This window comes from Streptomyces sp. NBC_01384 (assembly GCF_045040035.1).
GTDB lineage: Bacteria > Actinomycetota > Actinomycetes > Streptomycetales > Streptomycetaceae > Streptomyces.
Window position 1 is genome coordinate 980488 of record NZ_CP109559.1, and the last position, 20811, is coordinate 1001298.

General features: G+C 71.1%; 16 protein-coding genes. 5 read left to right on the forward strand and 11 right to left on the reverse strand.

The genetic code is table 11. The features are described from left to right. Positions 1-157: 157 nt before the first annotated feature. Positions 158-1330 carry a DMT family transporter gene (locus tag OG747_RS04255; RefSeq protein WP_405877925.1) on the forward strand — a complete coding sequence of 391 codons (1173 nt, stop codon included), beginning with the start codon at positions 158-160 and terminating at the stop codon, positions 1328-1330. Here the strand turns inward: OG747_RS04255 and OG747_RS04260 are convergent. Continuing rightward, positions 1320-2495, reverse strand: coding sequence for a transglycosylase family protein (locus OG747_RS04260; protein ID WP_405877926.1), 1176 nt, complete (start codon positions 2493-2495; stop codon positions 1320-1322). The two genes, OG747_RS04255 and OG747_RS04260, sit on opposite strands and share 11 nt — an antisense overlap. A gap of 307 nt (positions 2496-2802) precedes the next feature. Between OG747_RS04260 and gndA the strand changes: the two genes are divergently transcribed. After that, a complete protein-coding gene (gene gndA / locus OG747_RS04265; protein ID WP_405877927.1) occupies positions 2803-4236 on the forward strand; it encodes an NADP-dependent phosphogluconate dehydrogenase in 1434 nt (477 codons plus the stop codon). Between the two features lie 435 nt (positions 4237-4671). On the opposite strand, the gene OG747_RS04270 is transcribed toward gndA, so the two are convergent. From OG747_RS04270 to panD, 3 genes are all read right to left on the reverse strand, one after another. Then, complete coding sequence (locus OG747_RS04270; protein WP_405877928.1) at positions 4672-5304, reverse strand: aspartate/glutamate racemase family protein; 633 nt, start codon at positions 5302-5304, stop codon at positions 4672-4674. Positions 5305-5402: 98 nt separating this feature from the next. Further along, entirely contained in the window at positions 5403-5753 is a 351-nt protein-coding gene (locus OG747_RS04275; RefSeq protein ID WP_405877929.1) for a GNAT family N-acetyltransferase, read from the reverse strand. A gap of 58 nt (positions 5754-5811) precedes the next feature. Further along, entirely contained in the window at positions 5812-6231 is a 420-nt protein-coding gene (panD, locus tag OG747_RS04280) for an aspartate 1-decarboxylase (RefSeq protein WP_405877930.1), read from the reverse strand. 542 nt (positions 6232-6773) lie between these two features. On the opposite strand from panD, the gene OG747_RS04285 reads away from it, so the two are divergent. Both OG747_RS04285 and OG747_RS04290 read left to right on the forward strand, forming a co-directional pair. Next, complete coding sequence (locus tag OG747_RS04285; RefSeq protein ID WP_405877931.1) at positions 6774-9674, forward strand: AAA family ATPase; 2901 nt, start codon at positions 6774-6776, stop codon at positions 9672-9674. Between the two features lie 121 nt (positions 9675-9795). Further along, positions 9796-11427 carry a protease pro-enzyme activation domain-containing protein gene (locus OG747_RS04290; RefSeq protein ID WP_405877932.1) on the forward strand — a complete coding sequence of 544 codons (1632 nt, stop codon included), beginning with the start codon at positions 9796-9798 and terminating at the stop codon, positions 11425-11427. A 547-nt stretch (positions 11428-11974) separates the two neighbouring features. Here the strand turns inward: OG747_RS04290 and OG747_RS04295 are convergent. From OG747_RS04295 to OG747_RS04310, 4 genes are all read right to left on the reverse strand, one after another. Further along, positions 11975-12376 carry an ACT domain-containing protein gene (locus tag OG747_RS04295; RefSeq protein WP_405877933.1) on the reverse strand — a complete coding sequence of 134 codons (402 nt, stop codon included), beginning with the start codon at positions 12374-12376 and terminating at the stop codon, positions 11975-11977. 115 nt (positions 12377-12491) lie between these two features. Beyond that, entirely contained in the window at positions 12492-12707 is a 216-nt protein-coding gene (locus OG747_RS04300) for a methyltransferase domain-containing protein (RefSeq protein ID WP_405877934.1), read from the reverse strand. 101 nt (positions 12708-12808) lie between these two features. Continuing rightward, positions 12809-13312: a hypothetical protein gene (locus tag OG747_RS04305; RefSeq protein ID WP_405877935.1), complete on the reverse strand. Its 504-nt coding sequence runs from the start codon at positions 13310-13312 to the stop codon at positions 12809-12811. 2 nt (positions 13313-13314) lie between these two features. After that, positions 13315-14751, reverse strand: a complete 1437-nt coding sequence (locus tag OG747_RS04310) for a molybdopterin-dependent oxidoreductase (RefSeq protein WP_405877936.1) — start codon at positions 14749-14751, stop codon at positions 13315-13317. A 264-nt stretch (positions 14752-15015) separates the two neighbouring features. Between OG747_RS04310 and OG747_RS04315 the strand changes: the two genes are divergently transcribed. Then, positions 15016-16431, forward strand: a complete 1416-nt coding sequence (locus OG747_RS04315) for a glycosyltransferase 87 family protein (RefSeq protein ID WP_405877937.1) — start codon at positions 15016-15018, stop codon at positions 16429-16431. A 58-nt stretch (positions 16432-16489) separates the two neighbouring features. On the opposite strand, the gene OG747_RS04320 is transcribed toward OG747_RS04315, so the two are convergent. From OG747_RS04320 to OG747_RS04330, 3 genes are all read right to left on the reverse strand, one after another. After that, on the reverse strand, positions 16490-17227 hold the full coding sequence (locus OG747_RS04320) for a flavodoxin family protein (RefSeq protein ID WP_405877938.1): 738 nt from the start codon (positions 17225-17227) through the stop codon (positions 16490-16492). A gap of 554 nt (positions 17228-17781) precedes the next feature. Next, positions 17782-19407, reverse strand: coding sequence for an IS1182 family transposase (locus tag OG747_RS04325; protein ID WP_405877939.1), 1626 nt, complete (start codon positions 19405-19407; stop codon positions 17782-17784). A 167-nt stretch (positions 19408-19574) separates the two neighbouring features. After that, entirely contained in the window at positions 19575-20795 is a 1221-nt protein-coding gene (locus tag OG747_RS04330; protein ID WP_405877940.1) for an RNA-guided endonuclease InsQ/TnpB family protein, read from the reverse strand. Positions 20796-20811 lie beyond the last annotated feature (16 nt).

Consider the following 20811-nt stretch of genomic DNA (forward strand, 5'->3'; position numbering starts at 1 on the left):
GAGGAGATGGGGCATGTCGTACTCCATCGGCAGTACTACCCAATGCCTGCTCAGGGACGACGACGTGAACGGATGAGCGAGGCATCGTAGTGAGTATGAAGGCCGATCGTTCGCCGCGCCGGGCCCACCGCCCCCGCCGCACGCAGAGGAGGGACTCATGAGCGCGCTCGCGCTGTCCGTCCTGCTCTCGTTCGTCTCCGCCGTCGCGTACGCGGGCGGCGCGATCGTCCAGGAGCAGGTCGCGCTGACCTCTCCCGACCAGACGTACGCGCCGCTGCGACGCCCCGGCTGGTGGGTGGCGGTCGCCCTGAGCGGCCTCGGCGGGGTACTGCACGTGGTGGCGCTCGCCTACGGCCCGCTGAGCCTGGTGCAGCCGCTGGGCGCGCTGACCATCGTCTTCGCCCTCCCCATGGCGGCCGTCTTCGTCGGCCGCAAGGCCGGGGCGACCGCCTGGCGCGGCGCGATCATGGCCACGGTGGGCCTCGCGGTCCTGCTCGCCCTGGTCGGCTCGGCGGATTCGCAGTCCCTGAGTGACACCCAGATCACGGTGCTGGCCGGGGTAGCGGGCGGCGCGGTGGTGGCCTTCATGGTGGCGGGCCGGGCCGCGCACCGGCATCCGGCCGTGCGCAGCGTGATGCTCGCGGTGGGGTCCGGCATAGCCTTCAGCATGTCCTCGGTGTTCACCAAGACCGTCGCGGTGGACTGGTCGCACCGGGTGTCGCTCTCCGACCTGCCGAGCCTCGCCCTCATAGGTGTCTACGCGACGGCCGGAATGCTGCTGTCGCAGGCCTCCTACCGGGGCGGCGGTCTCGCGGCGCCGCTGGCCACGCTGACGGTCGTCAACCCCGTCGTGGCGGCCGCCGTCGGCATCACGATGTTCGGCGAGACCTTCCGGTACGGCGAGACGGGCACCGTGCTCGCGCTGGCCTGCGGCGTCGTCGCCGCGGGCGGTCTGATCCTCCTCACGACGGAGCAGATCGGCGGCACCCGGCGCACCACCGAGGCCGCCGCGCCCCCCGCGACGGAGGCCGAGGCGGAGTCGGCCCGGGTCGGTGCCGCTGTCACGGCCGGGCCGGACTCCGTCGAGGAGCTGCTGCTCGCGGTACTTCCCGAGCAGCCGGCCGGAGCGGCCCGCGGGGACGGGTTCAGCGCGGCCCGCCACGAGGACGTCCTGGTTTCGGCCGCGGTGGCGGCCGCGGAGAGCGCGTCCGAGCCCGAGGAGGACGCGCCGGTCGACGTGCCGACCTATTTCGGCCCCTTGTGCGGCCTCTATGTGACGGCGCCCGTCCTGGCGGACCTGGGCCACCACCGCACACGCGTCACATCCTGATGCCGCCCGCCCTCAGGTAGGCCACCGGGTCGATGTCCGTGCCGAAACCGGGCCCCGTCCGCACCTCGAAGTGCAGATGCGGGCCCGTACTGTTGCCCGTGGAGCCGGAGCGGCCGATGCGCTGTCCGCTCACCACGCTCTGCCCGTCCTTCACCGAGATCGCGGACAGATGGGCGTACTGCGTATAGCGGCCGTCGGCGTGCCGGATCACCACCTGGTAGCCGAACGAGCCGCCCCAGCCCGCGCTGACGACTTGGCCCGCGGCGACCGCCTTCACCGAGGTGCCGGTGGGCACCGGGAAGTCCACGCCGGTGTGGTAGCCCTTCGACCAGGAGGCGCCGGCGGCGTGGTAGGGCGTGCCGGTCGCGGCGTGCACGGGGGCGACGAGGGTGTGGGTCTTCTTGGCGGTGTCCGAGGACGCCTTGTCGGAGGACGTCTTGTCGGCGCTCTTGTGCTTCTGCGTCGACGAAGGCGCGCTCCCGGTGTGGACCGGGGTCTGGCCCTTGCCACGTAGATTCAGCCGCTGGCCCGGGAGGATCAGGTCCGGGTCGGAGCCGACGGTCGTGCGGTTCGCGGCGTACAGCTGGTGCCAGCCGCCCTGGACATGCCGGGAGCCCGCGATGCCGGAGAGCGTGTCGCCGTGCACGACGGTGTACATCTCGGCGGTGCCCGCCCGCGACTGGGGCGTGGTCTGCGGCTGGACGTCGCGGACGGAGCGCTTGATGGTCTGCGGCGAGGTGTCCGACGAGCCGGAGGCGGCGGACGGGCTGATGTCGGGGGTGTCCCCGCCGCGGGTCAACCCCGCGCGGACCGAGCAGACCGGCCAGGCGCCGGGTCCCTGTCCCTTGAGTACCTTCTCGGCGATGGCGATCTGCTGGTCCTTGGTGGCCTGATCCGCGCGCTGGGCGTAGACCTGGCCGCCGTACGCCTCCCAGGTGGACTGGGTGAACTGCAGTCCCCCGTAGTAGCCGTTGCCGGTGTTGATGCTCCAGTTGTCGGTGGACTCGCAGGCGGCGACCTTGTTCCAGGTGTCCACGTCGGCCGCGTGCGCGACGCCGGTGCCAATGAGCGGGAGCGCCATCCCGGCCCCGCCTGCGGTAACAGTGAGTGAGGCGCGGTTGATCCTGTTCGGCTGATACCGGCGGTGCCGGCCGCGTACGGCCATGTGAGAGCCCCCTCGACATGCGTCAGGAGCGGCAAAAATAAGCGCTCCGAACAGGCCATGACAAGAGCGCAATCAGCCGTGCTGTGCGCCCTGGGCGCCGCCCTGTCGCCGGGTGAGGCACAAGGGCGTTCTTCTGCGTACGCACCCCCGACGCGTCAGGATGGCCGGAGGGAATACTGACGAACAGGACCGGCAGCACTGACGGGCACGACCGGCATCACCGATACCGACCAACGAATACCGACGGATACCGACGGATACCGACCGATACCAGGATCTCTTACCGGACCTCTTAGGAGCCAACCGTATGAGCACTTCAGCCCAGATCGGCGTCACGGGTCTCGCGGTCATGGGGCGCAATCTCGCCCGCAACTTCGCCCGCAACGGCTATACGGTCGCCGTGCACAACCGCACCGTGGCCCGGACGAACGCACTGGTGGAGGGATTCGGCCACGAGGGCGATTTCGTGGCGGCGGAGACCGCGAAGGACTTCGTCGCGGCGCTGGAGCGGCCGCGGCGCCTGGTGATCATGGTGAAGGCCGGCGAGCCGACCGACGCGGTGATCCAGGAGTTCGCCCCGCTCCTGGAGCCCGGCGACATGATCATCGACGGCGGCAACGCGCACTTCGCGGACACCCGGCGCCGCGAGCGCGACCTGCGCGGGCAGGGCATCCACTTCGTCGGCACCGGCGTGTCCGGCGGCGAGGAGGGCGCGCTGAACGGGCCGAGCATCATGCCGGGCGGCTCGCCGGAGTCGTACGAGTCGCTGGGCCCGATGCTGGAGAAGATCTCCGCGAAGGCGGCGGACGGCTCTCCCTGCGTCACCCACGTCGGTCCGGACGGCGCCGGGCACTTCGTGAAGATGGTGCACAACGGCATCGAGTACGCCGACATGCAGCTGATCGGCGAGGCGTACCAGCTGCTGCGCGATGTCGCCGGGTACTCCCCCAGGCAGATCGCCGACATCTTCCGCACCTGGAACACCGGCCGGCTCGACTCCTACCTGATCGAGATCACGGCGGAGGTCCTGTCGCATGTGGACGCGGCGACGGGCAAGCCGTTCGTGGACGTGGTCGAGGACCGCGCGGAGCAGAAGGGCACGGGCCGCTGGACCGTGCAGATCGCCCTCGACCTGGGCGTTCCGGTCTCCGGCATCGCGGAGGCGGTCTTCGCCCGATCGCTGTCCGGGCACGCCGATCTGCGCGCCGCCTCGCGCGATCTCGCGGGCCCCAAGGCCAAGCAGCTCGGGCAGTCCGAGGCCTTCGCGGACCGGGTGGAGCAGGCGCTGTACGCCTCGAAGATCGTGTCGTACACGCAGGGCTTCCACGAGATCAGCGCGGGCAGCGACGAGTACGACTGGAACATCGACCTCGGCGCCGTCGCCTCGATCTGGCGCGGCGGCTGCATCATCCGGGCGGCCTTCCTGGACCGTATCCGCGCCGCGTACGACACCCGGCCCGATCTGCCGAGCCTGCTGTCGGACGAGACGTTCGCGCAGGAGATCGCGGCGGCCCAGGACGACTGGCGCGAGGTCCTGGTGGCCGCCACCCGCCAGGGCGTGCCCACGCCCGGTTTCTCCGCGGCCCTCGCCTACTACGACGCGCTGCGCGCCGAGCGGCTGCCCGCCGCCCTCACGCAGGGGCAGCGGGACTTCTTCGGGGCGCACACCTATCGGCGTACGGACCGGGAGGGCTCGTTCCACACGCTGTGGGGCGGGGACCGGTCAGAGGTCGAGGCGTAGCCGGGCACACAGGTGGCGTAGCCGGGCACCCGGGTATCGGGCAGCACCGAGGCTGTCACGTCCCTGGAACCGGGGGTGTGACGGCCTCGCCTTCGTTCACCCGTGCGCTCGTCGGTTCACGAGAGCGGGCGTCCCGGTTCGGGGTCCGGTACCGGCTCGGGGCCCGGCGGAATCGGGGACGGGGGTGGGGTGGGCTCCGGTGGGGGGTAGGGGCCGGGGTCCGGGGTCGGTTCCGGGAACGGCTGCGGGTCCGGGAAGGGCTCGGGACGGTCGGGGCCCGGCCCGGGTGTCGGGCCCGGCTTCACCGGATCGGGGTGCGGGTGCGTCATGGTGTCCTCCAGCCAGTCGGTGCGTCGGCTCTGGACTTGTCCCACGCGTACCCGGCCCCCGCGCTCCCACTCACCCCGTCGCGCGAGGGAAGCAAACCAGGTGGACCTACCTCTGGCGCGCCACGTCCGCACCGGCCGCGAGGCCCGGGCGGGGGCTCGACAGCACCAAAACCGTGGTCGTGGTCAGCCGCTGGGCCGGTGTCATGGACGCCTGGGCGAGGACGATCGCGTCGGCGTCGGTGACCGAGTCGGCGGCCGCCGCGACGGCGCGGACGTATCCGTCCGTGTCGCCCGCCTCGAAGCGGTCCCACGCCCCGTCGACCAACAGCGTGCGCACCCGCACGGAGCGCCCGGCGCCGCGTGCCTCGTCCTCGACGAGGGCGACCGTCGGCTCCAAGGTGCTGTGCGACGTCGCCACGACCACGACGCGCGGGCCCGCGGCCACCGCCGCGGCGGCCATCGGGCGGTCCACCCGGAGCACGGGTACCCCGGCGCCCGCCCGCTCGGCGACGGCGCCGATGGTCGAGCAGGTGCACAGCACGGCACGCGCCCCGTCCGCCACCGCCCGGTCGAGCGCCGCCCGCACCTCGCCGGCCACCGCGGCCGGGCCCTCTCTCCGGGCCCGGGCCAACAGCTCCTCGGCCACCATGTGCCGTAGTTCCAGCCCCGGGTGGTCCTCGTCGCGCAGCGCGTCGAAGACGGGGATGTGCAGGGGCGAGGTGTGCAGCAGGGTGAGCACACCGCCCGGGGCCTCTTCGGTCCGCGTCCCGCCCGAGGGTCCTTCAGTCCGCGTTCCGCCCGCGGGCCCCGGAGTCCGCGGCCGACCCGAGTTCTGCATCAGAAGCGCCCGGGATGCGCCTTGAGCCACCGCACCGCCGCCGTCAGCAGCTCCGGGTCGGCCGCCGGAGCCTCCTCGGGGTGGCGCGCCGCCCACTTGACGACGTACGGGCACAGGGGCGCGACCACGATGCCCTCGCGCGCGGCGATGGCGTACAGCTCACGGGCGAGGGAGCCCGCGATGCCCTGGCCCTCGTGCTCGGGTTCCACGATGGTGTGCACGGGGACGAGGGCGCGTGCGGGGGCTTCGAGGACGAAGTACTCGATGCGGCCGACCACTCCGTCCTGGCCGCCGATGAACGCCTCCAGGCGGCCGCCCGCCCGGTCGTCGCGGATCTCGATGTCACTCATGGGCACTCCTCGCGTACTCGGGTCCTCCGCCTGCTCAGCCGATGCCCCGTCCTGGGGTTCAGACGGTGACCGCCTGCGGGCTGCGCTCCTGGTCCGAGCCCGGCACCGGCTCGGACGGATCGGCACCGAGGGCCACGATCCGGTTGTCGTGGTCCACGTGCACGACCCGCGGCCGCAGTGCCCGCGCCTCGGCGTCGGAGACCTGAGCGTAACTGATGATGATCACCAGATCTCCGGGACGGACGAGATGGGCCGCGGCCCCGTTGATCCCGACGACTCCGGAACCACGCTCGCCCTCGATGACATACGTCTCCAGGCGGGCCCCGTTGGTGATGTCGACGATGTGGACGAGCTCGCCCGGCAGCAGATCGGCGGCGTCGAGCAGCTCGGCGTCGATGGTCACGGACCCGACGTAGTGCAGGTCGGCCTGGGTGACGGTGGCACGGTGGATCTTGGACTTGAACATGGTACGAAGCACGGAGAAACTCCCGATCTGTCTGCTCCCTGCCTGCTCTTGCAGGTCAAGGGCGTTTCCTCACCCTACAACGACTGGGTTTTGGGTCGGTTTTCCAGGCTTCTTCACCACATGACACTGACTGATTGCTGACTTTCCTGACGCCGTGCCAGGCAGATCGGGCCTCGACCCGTTCGTCCCCGGTCAGCCTCGACCACGGCGGGCAGTGGATGCCGGCCGGCCGACGGTGCTGCGATCGCCCTCACCCCGTCGGGCGGTGCGGACCTGCGCACGGGCACTGCCGACTGGTCCAGCAGCCGCAGCCGCTCGTTCACCGCCCGTATCCGCCGGATACGCGGCAAGCCCGGGCCGTGCACGGCGCCGCAGGCCACGTGACAGCTGCCATTGACAAGGCGAATCCGCACGAGTTGTCATGGACACATGATCCTGCGTCCTGGGGCCCGCTGCACTCGCCGTACCGATGGTTGCGCCCTCGGTGCCGGGTGTAACCCGTCGCTGGACGGATCACGGACGAAAACCACGGATGCCATGGATGGACGGCTGCAGTGGGAGCACGGTCACTGACCGGGCGCCACGAGCTGCTCGACGCCGCCCGGGCCGAACTGACGGCCCGTCCCGGAGTGCTCTTCCACGGCCCCCTGGGGATCGGCAAGTCCACGCTCGTGGCAGCCCTCACGGCGTCACTGGCTGCGCACGTCCCGTCGGCCGGCACCGTGCTGCACTGCTCCCCTGCGGAGGAGGACGCCGGGCTCCCGTTCGCCGGGCTCGTCGACCTGTTCGCGCGGGTGCCGGAGAGCTGCCTGGAGACGCTCGCGCCCGAGCCCCGGGCGGCGATCAGGGCGGCCCTGCTGCGCGGCACGGAACCGGCGGACGGCCGCAGCCGACTCGCGTTGCGCGTCGCCGTCCTGGACGTGCTGCGCACTCTGGCCGCCGCGGGCCCCATCGTGCTGGTCCTCGACGGCCTGCAATGGCTCGACGGGTTCACCGCCGAAGTGCTGGCTTTCGTCGTACGCCGCCTCAGCGCCCTGGACGTACGGGTGGTCGCCGCCGAGCGAGTGGCGGACGGTGAACAGCCCGAGCTACTGCGCTGCTGCCCGCCGGGCACCGCCGAACTACCGGTGCCGCCGCTGACGGACGACGAGGTGGCCCGCCTCGTGCGCGCCGGCACCGGTGCCGAGCTGCCATCGGGGGTGCTGCGGGCGATCCAGGACGCCGCGGCCGGAAACCCCTTGTACGCACTGGAGTTGGGGCGAGCGGCGGCCCTGCGCGGCCCGGCGCCTACGGCCTTCGGACCGACGCTGCCCGTGCCCCGGAGACTGCGCACCCTGCTGCTGGGCCGGGCACGCACGCTGCCGGAGACGACGCAGCGCACGCTCCTGGTCACGAGCGCCGCCACCCGTCCCGACCTCACCCTGCTGTGTGCCACCGGGCTCCCCGAGCCCGCCGCGGACCTGGCGGAGGCCGAACGACTCGGCGTGGCGACGACCGACGCCGACGGAACCATACGTTTCCTGCATCCCCTGCTCCGGGCCGCCGTCTATGCCGACGCCCCGGAGCACGACCGCCGGCAGGCGCACGCGCTGCTGGCCCGCGCGATCAGCGAGCCCGTCGAACAGGCCCGCCATCTCGCCCACGCCCACCCGCACCCGGATGAGGACACCGCCCGCACACTGATGTCCGCGGCGGAGTCCGCGCGCCGCGACGGCGCGCTCGGCGCCGCCTGCGAACTGGCCGGGCTCGCTGCCCGCCGGACCCCCGGCGACCGGCCCGCGGACCGGGATGACCGGCTGCTGGCCACGGCGGAGTACGCGTGCGACGCCGGGCAACTGGAGGAGGCGGCCAAGTCCGCCGGGACGGTCCTCGCCGAATCGGGCTCGGCACGCCGTCGGGTGCGGGCCCGGCTGGTTCTGCTGCGCAACGCCGGGCAGGCGCTGGAGGGTGCCTTCGCGCTGATCCAGGAAGGCCTCCGGGACGCCGTCGGCGATCCGGAGGCCGAGGCCTGGCTGCACCACTGGGCAGCCGTACGCGGCCTGCTGTGCGGGGAGTTGGAGGAGGCGGCCCGGCATGCCCGGCGCGCTGCCCGGCAGGCGGCCGTGGCGGGCGACGCGGAGACCCGGATCGGGGCGCTCGCCACTCTGGCCCGGGTGCGGTCACTCGTCGGCGATCCCGTCACGGCGGGCGCCGCGCTGGAGGAGGCGCTCGCGGTGGCCGGGGGCGCCGACGGCGGTCCGCAGAGTTGGCGGCTGATCCGGATGCGGGCGATCCTCGCCCTGGACTCCGACAGGGTGACCGAGGCCCGGGAGCAGGTCGCCGAACTCCAGGCCACAATCGGCGAGTCCGCCGGCGTCGAGGAGGCCATGGCGACTCTCGTATCACTCACCCGGATCCAGGTGCGGGCCGGACACTGCCGCGAGGCACTGCACACCGCGGCGCGCTGCTCACGCGCCATGGCCCAGGCGGCTCCCGCGCTGTACGCGGCCGCGCTCGCTGCCACCACGGGCGGCACCGCCGAGGAGGCCCGGCAGCTGGCCGCGCAGGCCGTACGCGCCTCGGAAGCCGACGGCGACCGGCTGTTCCTGCTGCGCGCGCTGGCCGTGCTCGGGCAGGCCGAACTGCTCGCCGGCGACCCACGGGGAGCTGCCTCCGCGGTCGAGGCGCTGCAGCGCGTCAGAGAACTCGGTAACGCCATGTGTGCCGCCGACCCGCCCCTGCTGCACTGGTACGGCGACCTGGCCGAAGCCCTGGTCCTCCTCGGCGAGACGGACGAGGCAGAGGACGTCGTCCGCGAAGCCTACGCTCGTGTGACCGCTGATACGCCCGGCAGCGTGCTGGCGGCTTTGGAACGGGCGGAGGGACTGCGCGAGGCGGGGACCGGCCGGGCGAAGGAGGGTGCGGCGCGGCTGCGTGCCGCCGTGGACCGGCAACGTCAACTTCCCTTGCCCGTCGAGCTGGTGCGCTCCCTGATTGCACTGGGCGCGGTCGAGCGCCGCTCGCGTCGCAGGAGCGCGGCGCGTGCGATTCTCGGCGAGGCGCTGCAGACCGCCACACGGATCGGCGCCGCTCCGCTGGCGGCACGGGCCAGGGACGAGCTGTCGCGCCTGGACGCCGCAGCCCGCAGCGGTGAGGCGGGCGCGGGCGGCCCCGAACTCACACCCACCGAGGCCAGGATCGCCCAGCTGGTCGGCGGCGGAGCCACCAACCGGGAAGTCGCCGCGAAGCTGTTCATCAGCGTCAAGACGGTGGAAGGGACACTGTCGCGGGTCTACCGCAAGGTCGGGGTCCGCTCGCGCACCGCGCTCGCCCACGCGATGGCGGTCGCGGTCCTTGCCTCCGGGGCGACCGTCGACTCCGGCGACAACGGCCAAGTAGACGTCCCGGAGCGGGCCGTGCTGGTGAGCCAGCCCAGCTCCGATCGGACGCGTCGTGCTCTCGACACACGCCGTTGACGTGACATCGGTTGTTAACACGTGAAGCAAGGGTTCCCCCGCTTATGGGGGTGGGGCCGGTCTTTCTACGGTGAAGCCGTTCCGTTTTCGGAACAACTCCCCCACTCCCCGGAGGACTTCAGTGAAGTCACGTCTGAAACTGCTCGGTCTGGTCGCCGCGCCGGCCCTGGTCACCGCCGTCGTCCCCGCCGCCTATGCCGCGAACGGCGCGCAGCCCCACGCGACCCGCGCCGCCATTGCCGGAGACGTCCTGCCAGGCCTGAAGCAGAGCGCGGCCCGCACCGGAAACGTCGCGTCCGGGAAGCGGATATCGGTGGCGGTCAGCATGACCCCCAGAGGCGGCACGGCGCTTGACACCTTCGTCGCCAAGGTCAGCGACCCGAAGTCGAGCTCGTACGGCCACTATCTGACGAAGCGCCAGTTCGCCGCCCGCTTCGGCCGGACCGACGCAGAGATCAAGCAGCTCAAGGACTACCTGCGCGCTCAGGGCCTCACCGTCGGCACCGTCCACTCGGGCAACCTGCTGGTCGACGCCAGCGGCACCGCCGCCCAACTGGAGAAGGCCTTCGGCACCAAGCTGTCGACCTGGAAGGACGCCAGGACAGGGCGCTCCTTCTATGCCAACGACAGCGCGCCGGCCCTGCCGGCCTCCATCGCCTCCATGGTCAGCGACGTGGCGGGCCTCAACAACCGAGTCCAACTGCGACACCAGGCGACGCCGCACACCGTCTCGCCCCACAACGGCCCGGGCGGCGGCTACACGCCGGCCCAGCTCAAGGGCGGCTACAACGTCTCCGGTACGTACACCGGAAGCGGCCAGAAGATCGCCCTGCTGGAGTTCGACGGCTTCCAGCAGTCCAACATCACCACCTACGACAACTACTACGGCCTGGGTTCGCCCACCCCGACCGTACAGAAGGTGGACGGCGGCTCCGGCGCGCTCGGCGACGGCCAGGTCGAGGTCGAACTGGACATCGAGGTCCTGCACGCCATCGCACCCAAGGCGAACGTCACCGTCTTCGAGGGCCCCAACTCCGACGCCGGCGAGGTCGACACCTACCAGGCCATCGTAGACAGCGGCATCCCGACCACCTCGATCAGCTGGGGCGCCGCCGAGAGCGCCCGCACCACCTCCGGCATCAACGCGGTCGACGCCGTCTTCAAGGCCGGCGCCGCCGAGGGCCTCGGCTTCTACGCGGCCTCCGGCGACGACGGCTCCGACGACGCGGGCGACGGCGGCACCTCCGTCGACTACCCGGCCAGCGACCCGTACGTCACCGGCGTCGGCGGCACCAAACTGACCGTCACCTCGTCCAACACCTGGAGCAATGAGGTGGCCTGGTCCGGAGGCGGTGGCGGCAAGTCCTCCGTCTTCAAGATCCCGAGCTGGCAGACGGCGGTACAGAAGAGCGCCGGCGGCGGCTACCGGCAGGTGCCGGACGTCTCGGCCCACGCCAACCCGAGCCCAGGTGTCTCGATCTACTCGCAGGGCTCCTGGTCCTCGGTGGGCGGCACCAGCGCCGCAGCGCCGGAGTGGGCGGCGTTCGCGGCCCTCTACAACCAGCAGGCCGCTGCGGCCGGCAAGGCGAACCTCGGCTTCGCCAACCCCGCCCTTTACTCCGCGAGCGGCACCGGCTTCCACGACATCACCAGCGGCAGCAACGGCGCCTACTCCGCGGCAACCGGCTGGGACTTCACCACCGGCTGGGGCTCGTACAATGCCGCGACGCTGGCGAGCAAGCTGCTCGGCTGACGACCGGCGGCCGACGACCGACCGACAGAGCGCGGGCCGGCAGTGATCCCCGGCCCGCGCTGCGGCGTGACGTCGATTCCAAGTGTGCGCAGCCCGGAGGAGCGGCCGGTGAAGGGGGACGTCATGGGCCGGCCGAAGCGGGCTGCGAAGGAAAAGTTCTCCGAGCGGGGCACCGGGCGGCACAGCAGGCCCCTGCCGCGGGGTGCAGGTCTGCAAGCCGGGACACCGTCCGGCCCCATGCTGACCATCTGCTGACCCGGACACGGCGATCGGGGCTCTGACCTGCGAAAACACCCAACCGCTAGATCTTGGACTTGAACATGGTACGAAGCACGGAAGAACTCCCGATCTGTCTGCTCCCTGCCCGCTTTATGCAGGTCAAGGGAGTTCTCGGCAGCCTACAAAATAGGCATATTCGGTCAGCTGTCCCCAGGTCCATCACCGACCTGTTGTAGGTGTTGGTGAAGTGGTACGTCACGTACGGCACGCCCTGCGGGCTGCGGTAGGTGACGATCGCACACCGGGCTCGGCTCTCATGCCGGCCGTCTCAGGCGGACCGTCGCGCGAGTTCCTCCAGCGCAGCGACCGCCTGAGCGGCACGCTCGTACGGTACGAAGAGGTGGTCGTGGTGGAAACCGGCGACCACATTGCAGCTCAGGCCGACGTCGGCAAGTTCCCGCGCGACGGCGGCGGTCAGACCGACCGCATCGAGCGCCGAGTGGACGCGCAGTGTGATCCAGCCCGCCACGTACCCATACGCCAGCCCGGCCGCGTCAGCCTCCTGCTGGCGCACGACCAGCGTGAGGCCCTCCTGTTCGGTGACCGTGGCGACGGGGGTGACGCCGGGTGGGATGCCACCGCCGACGGTGGTGGTGAACACATAGCGGTCCGGGTTCAGTTGCGGGCGCATACCGGTCAGCAGTTTTTTCAGGTCACTCTCACCAGTCACGATCAACACCCTCCACACATGCTCTTGACCTGCCCTTTCTATACACGCCCGGAGCAGCATGTTCACAATTGCGCCCTGCTTTCAGGTCGACTTCCGTTCGATCGTGTACGTGTACTCACTGACGGGGGTCGCCGCCGAGAGCGATGGTCCGGGCGACCGCTCGCGGGGTGACGTCAATGCCGACGGCGAAGATGCCCTGGCGCAGGAACGCCCGGCGCAGTCGGCCCGGTCCGCAGCCGACATCGAGTGCGGGCCTTCGCAGCGCTCCAGCGGGGTCTCGTGGGCCGTGGTGGGCCGGGCGTACCGGCGGTGCACCGGCAGCCAGGTCCACCGTCCGTCCGCCCCTCGTAGGTACACCGGCCCGCCACGGGTTCGCAGGGCCAGGGCGTAGGGGTCCTGGCGTGCGGCTCGGGGGGCGGTTCTCCTCGGTCGTCACGGCCGGCCGTCGGGGCCGGGCGGGGGGTGTTCCTCGTCGGCGCGGGCGGCCCGACGGACGCGGCGCAGCTTGAGTGCGAAGGCCAGCGCCGAGGCGCCGAAGAGCAGACCGGTGATCGCCAGCCATCGGCCGAGGAAGACGCCTTCGGGCAGTCGGGTGTCGCCTTGGTAGGGGACCGCCAGTTCCAGGATGAGGGGGAACCACACGAGGAGCAGCACCCCGGACAGGAAGGTGGGGACGCGCAGGTAGTTGATCCACGGCACCCGCGGTACACGGCCCGAACGGTGCCGCAGAACGGAGCGGGCCGACAGGTCGGCGAGTGAGTACAGGGGCAGCAGGATCAGGTCGTGGAGGATCGCCGCGCCCACGAACCAGATCGCCACATCGACCGGCCTCACCGCGAACAGGCGCACCATGGCGTAGCCGGCAAGGGCGAACGAGCAGATCAGGACGAGGAGATGCAGGGGCCCTGAGCCGTACCAGCGGACGAAGCGTGCCATGGTCAGGCCCTGAAGGTGAGCCGGTGCACCCACTTGGTGTTGTTCACACCGGGGTTGGCCGGGACGATGACGCGGGCCGGGTAGCCGTGGTCGAGGGAGAGGTCCGCGCCGTTGACGCGGAGGGCGAGCAGGGCCCGGGGGTCGTGGATCTGGTTGCCGCGCAGGACCACCGAGCTGTACGGGCCGGGCGGTTGCAGCGATTCCACCAGGACGCTTCCGGCGTCGGAAAGACCGGCCAGAGCGGCGAGATCGGTCAGGCGCAGGCCGCTCCAGTGCTGGTCGGCGGTGGACCACCCTTCGACGCAGGCGATCGGCAGCGCGGCGGCGTGCTGGCGCATCGCGAGGAGCTGCTCGCGGGTGAGGATCAGCGTCCGTGCGCGGCCGTGGACCTCCAGCCGCCAGTTCGGGCCGACGTGGGCCGGGGAGACGCCGACCGCCGCGGCCGTCTTGTTGATCTGGAAGCCGTTCGCTCCGCCACCCGGGTTGCGGTTGTGCGGGGCGAGCAGCGCGCTGTCTCGCAGTCGGCCACCGATGCTCTGCCCCGCGGTCACCACGAGCAGGACCAGCGAGCCCGCCCCCACCAGTCCCACGGCACCACGCCGTGTCATCGTCGGCGCCGCGGGCGCGGTCGGCACCAGCCCGTCGGGGTCGGGGGGCTCGGGCCGCGTATGGGCGAGGTCGGTGCGCAGTTCGGTTACCAGGCTGCGTGAGCGCAGAGCGCGGGTCATCCGACCGAGCCTGAGCGCCACATGGACGACGAAGGCGGCGATGAAGACCCAGGCGCCGTAGAAATGCAGGGTGTAGAACGAGCCGGGGAAGACGTAGTAGAGCTGGATGTTGAGGATGCCGGTGACGAATTCGAAGACGACCCCGCCCACCAGCATCAGCAGGGACAGCCGTTCCAGCCCGTGGGCGACCGACCGGACCGGCAGCCACTCGAACAGCTTCGGGATGACCGACCACAACTTGGCCAGCACCACGGGGACGAGAACGACGCCGAGGGTCACGTGCACGCCCTGGGTCAGCCGGTACAGCCAGTACGGATGCGTAGGCCAGTCGAACAGGTAGAAGCCCAGCAGGCCCTTGTCGGGGGTCTGGTCGTTGAGCGGGCCCAGATCCGGGTTGTAGGCGGCATAGGAAAGTGCGCCGGTGACGAAGAGCACCGGGATGCCGAACAGCAGCACCAGGCCGAAGACCGACGTCAGCCAGGGGCCGCGGATCGGACTGCGCCAGAACCCGGGGCGGAAGGGCCCTGGAGGCGGAGGTGTCTGTCCGGCCCGCCGCGCGATCGCCCGGGCACGGGCGGCAGCCGTGGCGACGCGAGCCGCCGCGCCGGCGGTGATCCGCTGGACGTGGCCGCGCGCAGGGGCCTCGCCCGGCGTCGGACGCTCCGGCCCCCCGGACGAGCCGGGAGCCGACGGCTGTCTGCCACTGCGCATCCGCCGTCTCCTCCGTCTCAGGGCCGCTCCTCCTCAGAGAGCGGGCGACTACAGTCACACTTTCAGAAGATAACGGAAGAAGTAGTCGCAAAAGGCCACGCTTCGGCCAATTGCACCCATCGCGCCAGCCGAACGGTGGCACCCGGCCCGGGGTTCGGCCCCGGCGTCGCAGGAGCGTTGCCGACCGGCGGACGTCCACCCGTGCGGGCCTGCCGACGGCCGCGCGTGATCCCGTACAGGTCCCTGGGATGTCACGGTGGCGGCGTGGGTATCCGTCTGCGCACCGCCGTCACCATCGCTCTGCTCACCCTGCTCACCGCGGTCGTCGGTGCGGCCGTCCGCACCGACGGCATGCGCAGCGACCCGGGCCGCATCCTGATCTGGTACGGCATCGCCTGGGCGCTCTTCGCGGCCGCGTCGTGGACGGTGCGCACTGTGCCGGTCCGCGCCGCCACCGCGCTGGTTGTGGCCGGCGGCGCGGCCCTGGCCGTCGCCGCGCTGACCGCGCCGCCGAGCACCAGCAGCGACCTGTACCGCTACGCCTGGGACGGAAAGGTGCAGGCGGCCGGGATCTCCCCGTACACGTACACACCCGTCGCGCCGGAACTGGCGCCGCTGCGCGCGAGCTGGCTCTTCCCCTCGAAAGCCGCCTGTCAGGACCCCACCCTGGTGCGGAAACTGGAACTGCATGCCGCCGACGGTGTATGTACCCGGATCAACCGCCCCGCCGTGCACACCATCTACCCGCCGGTCGCCGAGAGCTGGTTCCTCACCGTGTACGAGCTGTCCCCGGACGGCAGCCGCCACAAGGCCGTCCAGACCGGCGGCGCCCTCCTCGCCATGGGCACCACCGTCGCGCTGCTCATGGTGCTGCGGCGGCACGGGCAAGACCCGCGCGCCGCGGCGCTGTGGGCCTGGTGCCCGGCCGTCCCCGTCGAGGCCGTCAACAACGCGCACATCGACGCCCTCGGTGTGCTGCTGACCGTCCTCGCCCTCGGCGCGGCGACCGCGGGCATCTGGCGCGGGGTGCTGCTCGGCGCCGCCGTCGCCGTGAAGTTGTACCCGGTGCTCGCGCTGCCCGGCGCCCTGTCCGGGCTCGGGCCCCGCCAGGCGGTGCGCGTCGTGCTGCCCGCCGTGGCGGTCGTCGCGCTCGGCTATCTGCCGTACGTTCTCGCCTCGGGCGCCGGTGTGCTGGGCTACCTGCCCGGCTACCTGCGCGAGGAGGGCTACGAATCCGGCGGCAGCGCGGACCGCTTCGCCGTGCTGCGCCTGATCCTGCCCGACCCGGCAGTCACCCCCACCGCGGTCGTCCTGCTCCTCCTCACGGTCCTGTACGTCCTGCTGCGCGGCGACCCGGCGCGGCCCTGGAGCGGCGCCCTGCTGGTCACCGGTACCGCCCTGTTGCTCGCCTCGCCCGCCTACCCCTGGTACGCCCTCCTCGTCGTCGCCCTCGTCGCCATGGACGGCCGCTGGGAGTGGCTGACCGTCCCGGCCGCCGGAACCGCCCTCTACCTCGGCGATGCGCTGGGGGTGACGGACGTGGTGAAGGGCATCGACCTGCAGGCACTGTCGTACGGGCTCGCCACGCTGGCCGTACTGGCCGGCACCGCCGTACGCGCCCGTTCCGCCCCCGGCGGTCCGGCGCCCGGCAGCAGCCGACGGCAGCGGGTGCGCAAGTGACGCACGGGCTCCCACCTCGCCGCGATCCATCGGGCGTAGGCGGAATGCGCCCGCCCGGCTATCGGTGCTCGGGATTCTCGTAGTCGTGGCGGCAGCCGGCGTCCCAGGCGGTGCGCTGGTTGCCGTAGACGGGAATGCCGCCGGCGTCCTTCAGCATCCGGGCCAGGTGCAGCAGGTTCCACGTCATGAACGTGGTGTTGCGGTTGGTGAAGTCGTTCTCCGGGCCACCCGAGCCCGGGTCCAGGTAGGAGGGGCCGGGTCCCGCCTCGCCGATCCATCCGGCGTCGGCCTGGGGCGGGATGGTGTAGCCCAAGTGCTGGAGGCTGTAGAGCACATTCATGGCGCAGTGCTTGACGCCGTCCTCGTTGCCGGTGATGAGGCAGCCGCCGACCCGCCCGTAGTAGGCGTACTGTCCCGCATCGTTGAGGAGGCTGGAACAGGCGTACAGCCGTTCGATGATCTGCTTGGTCACCGAGCTGTTGTCGCCGAGCCAGATCGGGCCGGCCAGCACGAGGATGTCGGCCGCCGAGACCTTCTCGTACAGCTCCGGCCAGGCGTCGTTCCCCCAGCCGTGTTCGGTCATGTCCGGCCAGACACCGGTGGCGATGTCGTGGTCGACGGCGCGCACCACGTCGACCTGGACGCCCTGGCCTTCCATGATCCCCACGCTGCGGTCGATGAGCCCCTGCGTGTTGCTGCGCTCCGGTGACCGCTTGAGCGTGCAGTTGAACACCAGGGCGCGCAGGTCGTCGTAGCGGGCGGGTGGTACGTCGGCGGTGGGCGACTGGGCGGTCACTGAGCTCTCCCGGGGATCTGGCGCCGTGCCCTTCACGGCGGCGGAACGATGTCCATCGTGCTGACCCCGCCGTCGATTCGGCCGTCGGCGGCACGGCCCGCTGCCGACAACCACGCCGACAGCCGAACCAGCTCCCGGTGCTGTCACGACCACCCGGTCGGGGGTCGGTGGCCCCCCCGTGGTCGGCGTCGGCGCCCGCTCGGCCGGCCTGGCCGATGCGTGGACCTCGTACGAACAGGCGCTCGTGGCCGTACGCCCCGCGTGGCTGGGGTCAGACGCAGGAGATGTTCCGGCACAGCTCAGCGGGCTGTCGTCCCCCGCCCGCCGGACCATCACGGTGGACCAACCGAGCGAGTCCGCCACGACTTCGTCCGTGGCATGTTCTCCGGCGACCCCGACCCGGACGTGCTCGCCTTCGTCGACGAGGAGATCAAGTCGACGCCCGCCTACGCCGCCGTGCTGCTGCTCTTCGAGCGCACAGGACTGGCTTGACTGCTCCCCTCCCTGAAGGACTCCGTTGGGAAATCCGCAAACTGGCGGGTGTGATCTTGTTGTCAGGCGGCGAGTTGGAGTCGGGCGAGGTGTGAGGTGCGGGTTCCGCCGAGGGGTGTTTCGTTGAGCCAGGCGTCGAGTCTGATGATGTTGATTGCGGTGGCGGCGAAGATGTGTCCGAGGCGGGTCTTGGGCAGGCCCGTGTAGCGGGTCCGGCGGATGCGGGTGCGCCGGACTGCCTGGGAGATGGTTCCCTCCACCCCGGCGCGGACGTTGTAGCGCTGCTGCCACTGGTCGGTCAGCTGCTCGCGACGCCGGTCTTCCAGCGCTTCCTGCTGGTCTTGGGGCAGCAGGGTCAGGCTGCGGCCCCACTTGCCGTTCGCCGCCTTGGTGCACTTGTCCTGCACCGGACAGGCCGCGCAGTCCTGGGCGGTGAAGTGCACCCGTGAGACAGGAGTGCCGCTGCTCTTGCGCTGGTCGGACCAGCTGGCACTGATCTTGCCCTGGGGACAGACTGCCTTCTTGGCCTCCCAGTCGATCGTGAACGCGCTCTGCGTGTAGTGCTCGCCCTCGTAGTTCTCGTGACACGTATCCAGCCCGACCGGCCCCAGCAGCTCGATCCCATGCGCGTCGCGCGCGGCCACGATGTGCGCGGCGGTGACGTAGCCGGCATCGACGTCGTGTTCATCAGGCAGCAGTTCACGTGCGGCCAGGCCCTGGTGGACGGCTCCGGTGACCTCGGTGTCGGCGACGGTGGCGTCCGTGGTGACGACATGGGTGATCAGGTGTGGGGCATTGGGCTCGCACGTCTCGCTGAGGTGGGTCTTGTAGCCGCACCAGCCCGAGCCGCGCTTGGTCCCGTAGCGGGCGTCGGGGTCGTAGGGCGAGGAGAGCCGCCGTCTGCCCGGCGGGAGGTCTTTGCCCTCCCGCCAGCGCACCCCCTCGCCGTCGCGGTGGTACTGCTCCACCCAGGCCCGGCGCAGGACCTGGACGGCGGGGATCTCCCGTAACCAGGCAGGAGCCTGGGGTGCGTAGACGGCCTCCAGGATGGTGAAGCCGTCCCGGCCGACCTGTTCGGCCCACTCGGTGCGGACGTTGTCGCCCTTGGGGAAGCGGTAGGAGTCGATCCGGGCGCCGTAACGTTTGGCCCAGTCGGCGTTGACCATGGACGAAAGCCACGCCGGGGCGGCTGCGGCCAGTGCCTCCAGCGCCGCGCGCAGGGTCTCGCCGACGAACTCCATCCGGTTCAGCGTCCGCACCGCTGCAAGGACGTGGGTGGAGTCGGTCCGCTGCCGACCGCCTGCGCGCAACAGCCCGAGCTCGGAGCACCTGGCCAGGACCAGGTCCAGGACGTGCTCCTCCAGTCCGTGCCCGATCAGCCGGGCACGGAAGTCGCTCAGGACAGAGAAGTCGAACCCCGGATCGTCCAGCTCCAAGCCGAGGAGGAACTTCCAGTCCATCCGGGCCCGCACCTGGTCAGCAGCCTGCCGGTCGGTGTGGCCCTCGGCGTACTGCAGCACCAAGACCAGCGCCAGCGCTCCCGGTGACACGGCCGGACGCCCCCGGGCCGAGAACGCCTCAGCGAAAGACTCGTCCTCGAACAGCGGGCCGAGCGCCTCACGTACCCGGACGGCCAGCGTCCCCTTCGGGAACGACGCCCGCACCACCCGGGCGGTCAGCTCCGGCACCCCACCATCGTCCCGAGACTCCAGCGACACTCAGCCACACCCCTCGCTCCGACAAACAGAACGATCATGCCGACCTCAGCACGCCGGCGAAGCCAGTTTGCTCATTTCCCAACGGAGTCCTGAAGGGAGGGGATTCCTTCCTTCAGGGCTGGGCGGGGATTCCTGGCTCAGGCTGCCTCTGGGAGCAGCGCTCCCGGTGGTCTTACGCCCTCGGTACCAGCCGGGTTCAGACCTGCCCGGACGAGCATCACGCGGGCGGAGTTCTTGTCTCTGGGGGAGACGGCTCCGCATGCGGTGCAGGTGTAGGTGCGCTCGGACAACGGCAGTGCGTGCTTGGTTCTCGCTCCGCAGGATGCGCAGTCCATGGTGGTGTGTGCAGGATGCACGAGACGGATGTCCCGTCCGTGCTTGCGGCCCATCTCGATCAGGGCCTTCTTCGTGGCGCCGATCGCTGCGTCCGCCGCCTTGCGCGCCATCGAGGACTTGGCGAGGAACTTCGGCCTGAAGTCCTCGACGGCGATGGCGTCGTGGTCGGTCACGACCTTCTTCGCCCACTTGCGGCCGGTGTCCTGCCGCTGCCGGGCGATCTTCGCGTAGGTCTTCGCCCGCCACTTCTTCGCCTCGCGGTAGCCCTTCGAGGCGGCCTGCCCCTTCTTCGGTTTACGGCGGGCCATCATCCGGTCGTAACGGGTCAGCCCGGCCTGCGCCTTGCGGCCGTGCTGGGCGTGCGGCAGGTCGTGGGCGTCCGAGGTCGTGGTCGCGGTCTCCTTCACGCCCCAGTCCACGCCGAGCACCTGGGCGGTCTCCGGCAGCGCCTGCACCTCGGTGGGGACCACGAACGAGCAGTACCAGTGCCCGACGCTGTCCCGGTACACGCGCACCGAGGAAGGGTCGCCCGGCAGGCTGCGCGACCACACCACCCTCAGCACGATCCCACCCGCCAAATACAGGCGATCGTCCTTCAGCCGGAACCCGCGCCGGGTGTAGTTCAGCGTCGGCAAGGCCTCGCGCTTCTTCTTCCACTTCGGCATACCAGCCCGCTGCCGCTGAGGCAGCCGGTCCTTGATGTCCTTCTGCGCCTTCGCACGGGACGTGCCGAAGTCCCGGATCAGCTGCTGCTGAGGAACCGAGCTGCCCTCACACAGCCACGGCGTACGCTCCCGCGCCTGGGTCAGCATCCTGTCGAGCTGCGCCGGGCCACAGGTCCGCTTCTCCCCCGTGGTCTTGTTGTGCAGGTGGACCGCCCTGGACTTGGCAATGCACTCGTTCCAGATCCACCGGCACCGGTCCCATTCCGTCTCCAGGGCCGTACGGGCACTCGACGACACGCGAAGCCGGTACGTGTACCGGGCGCGCCCGGCCCCGTCGGCTTCCATTGGCGTCACCATGCCGCCAACGTAGCGT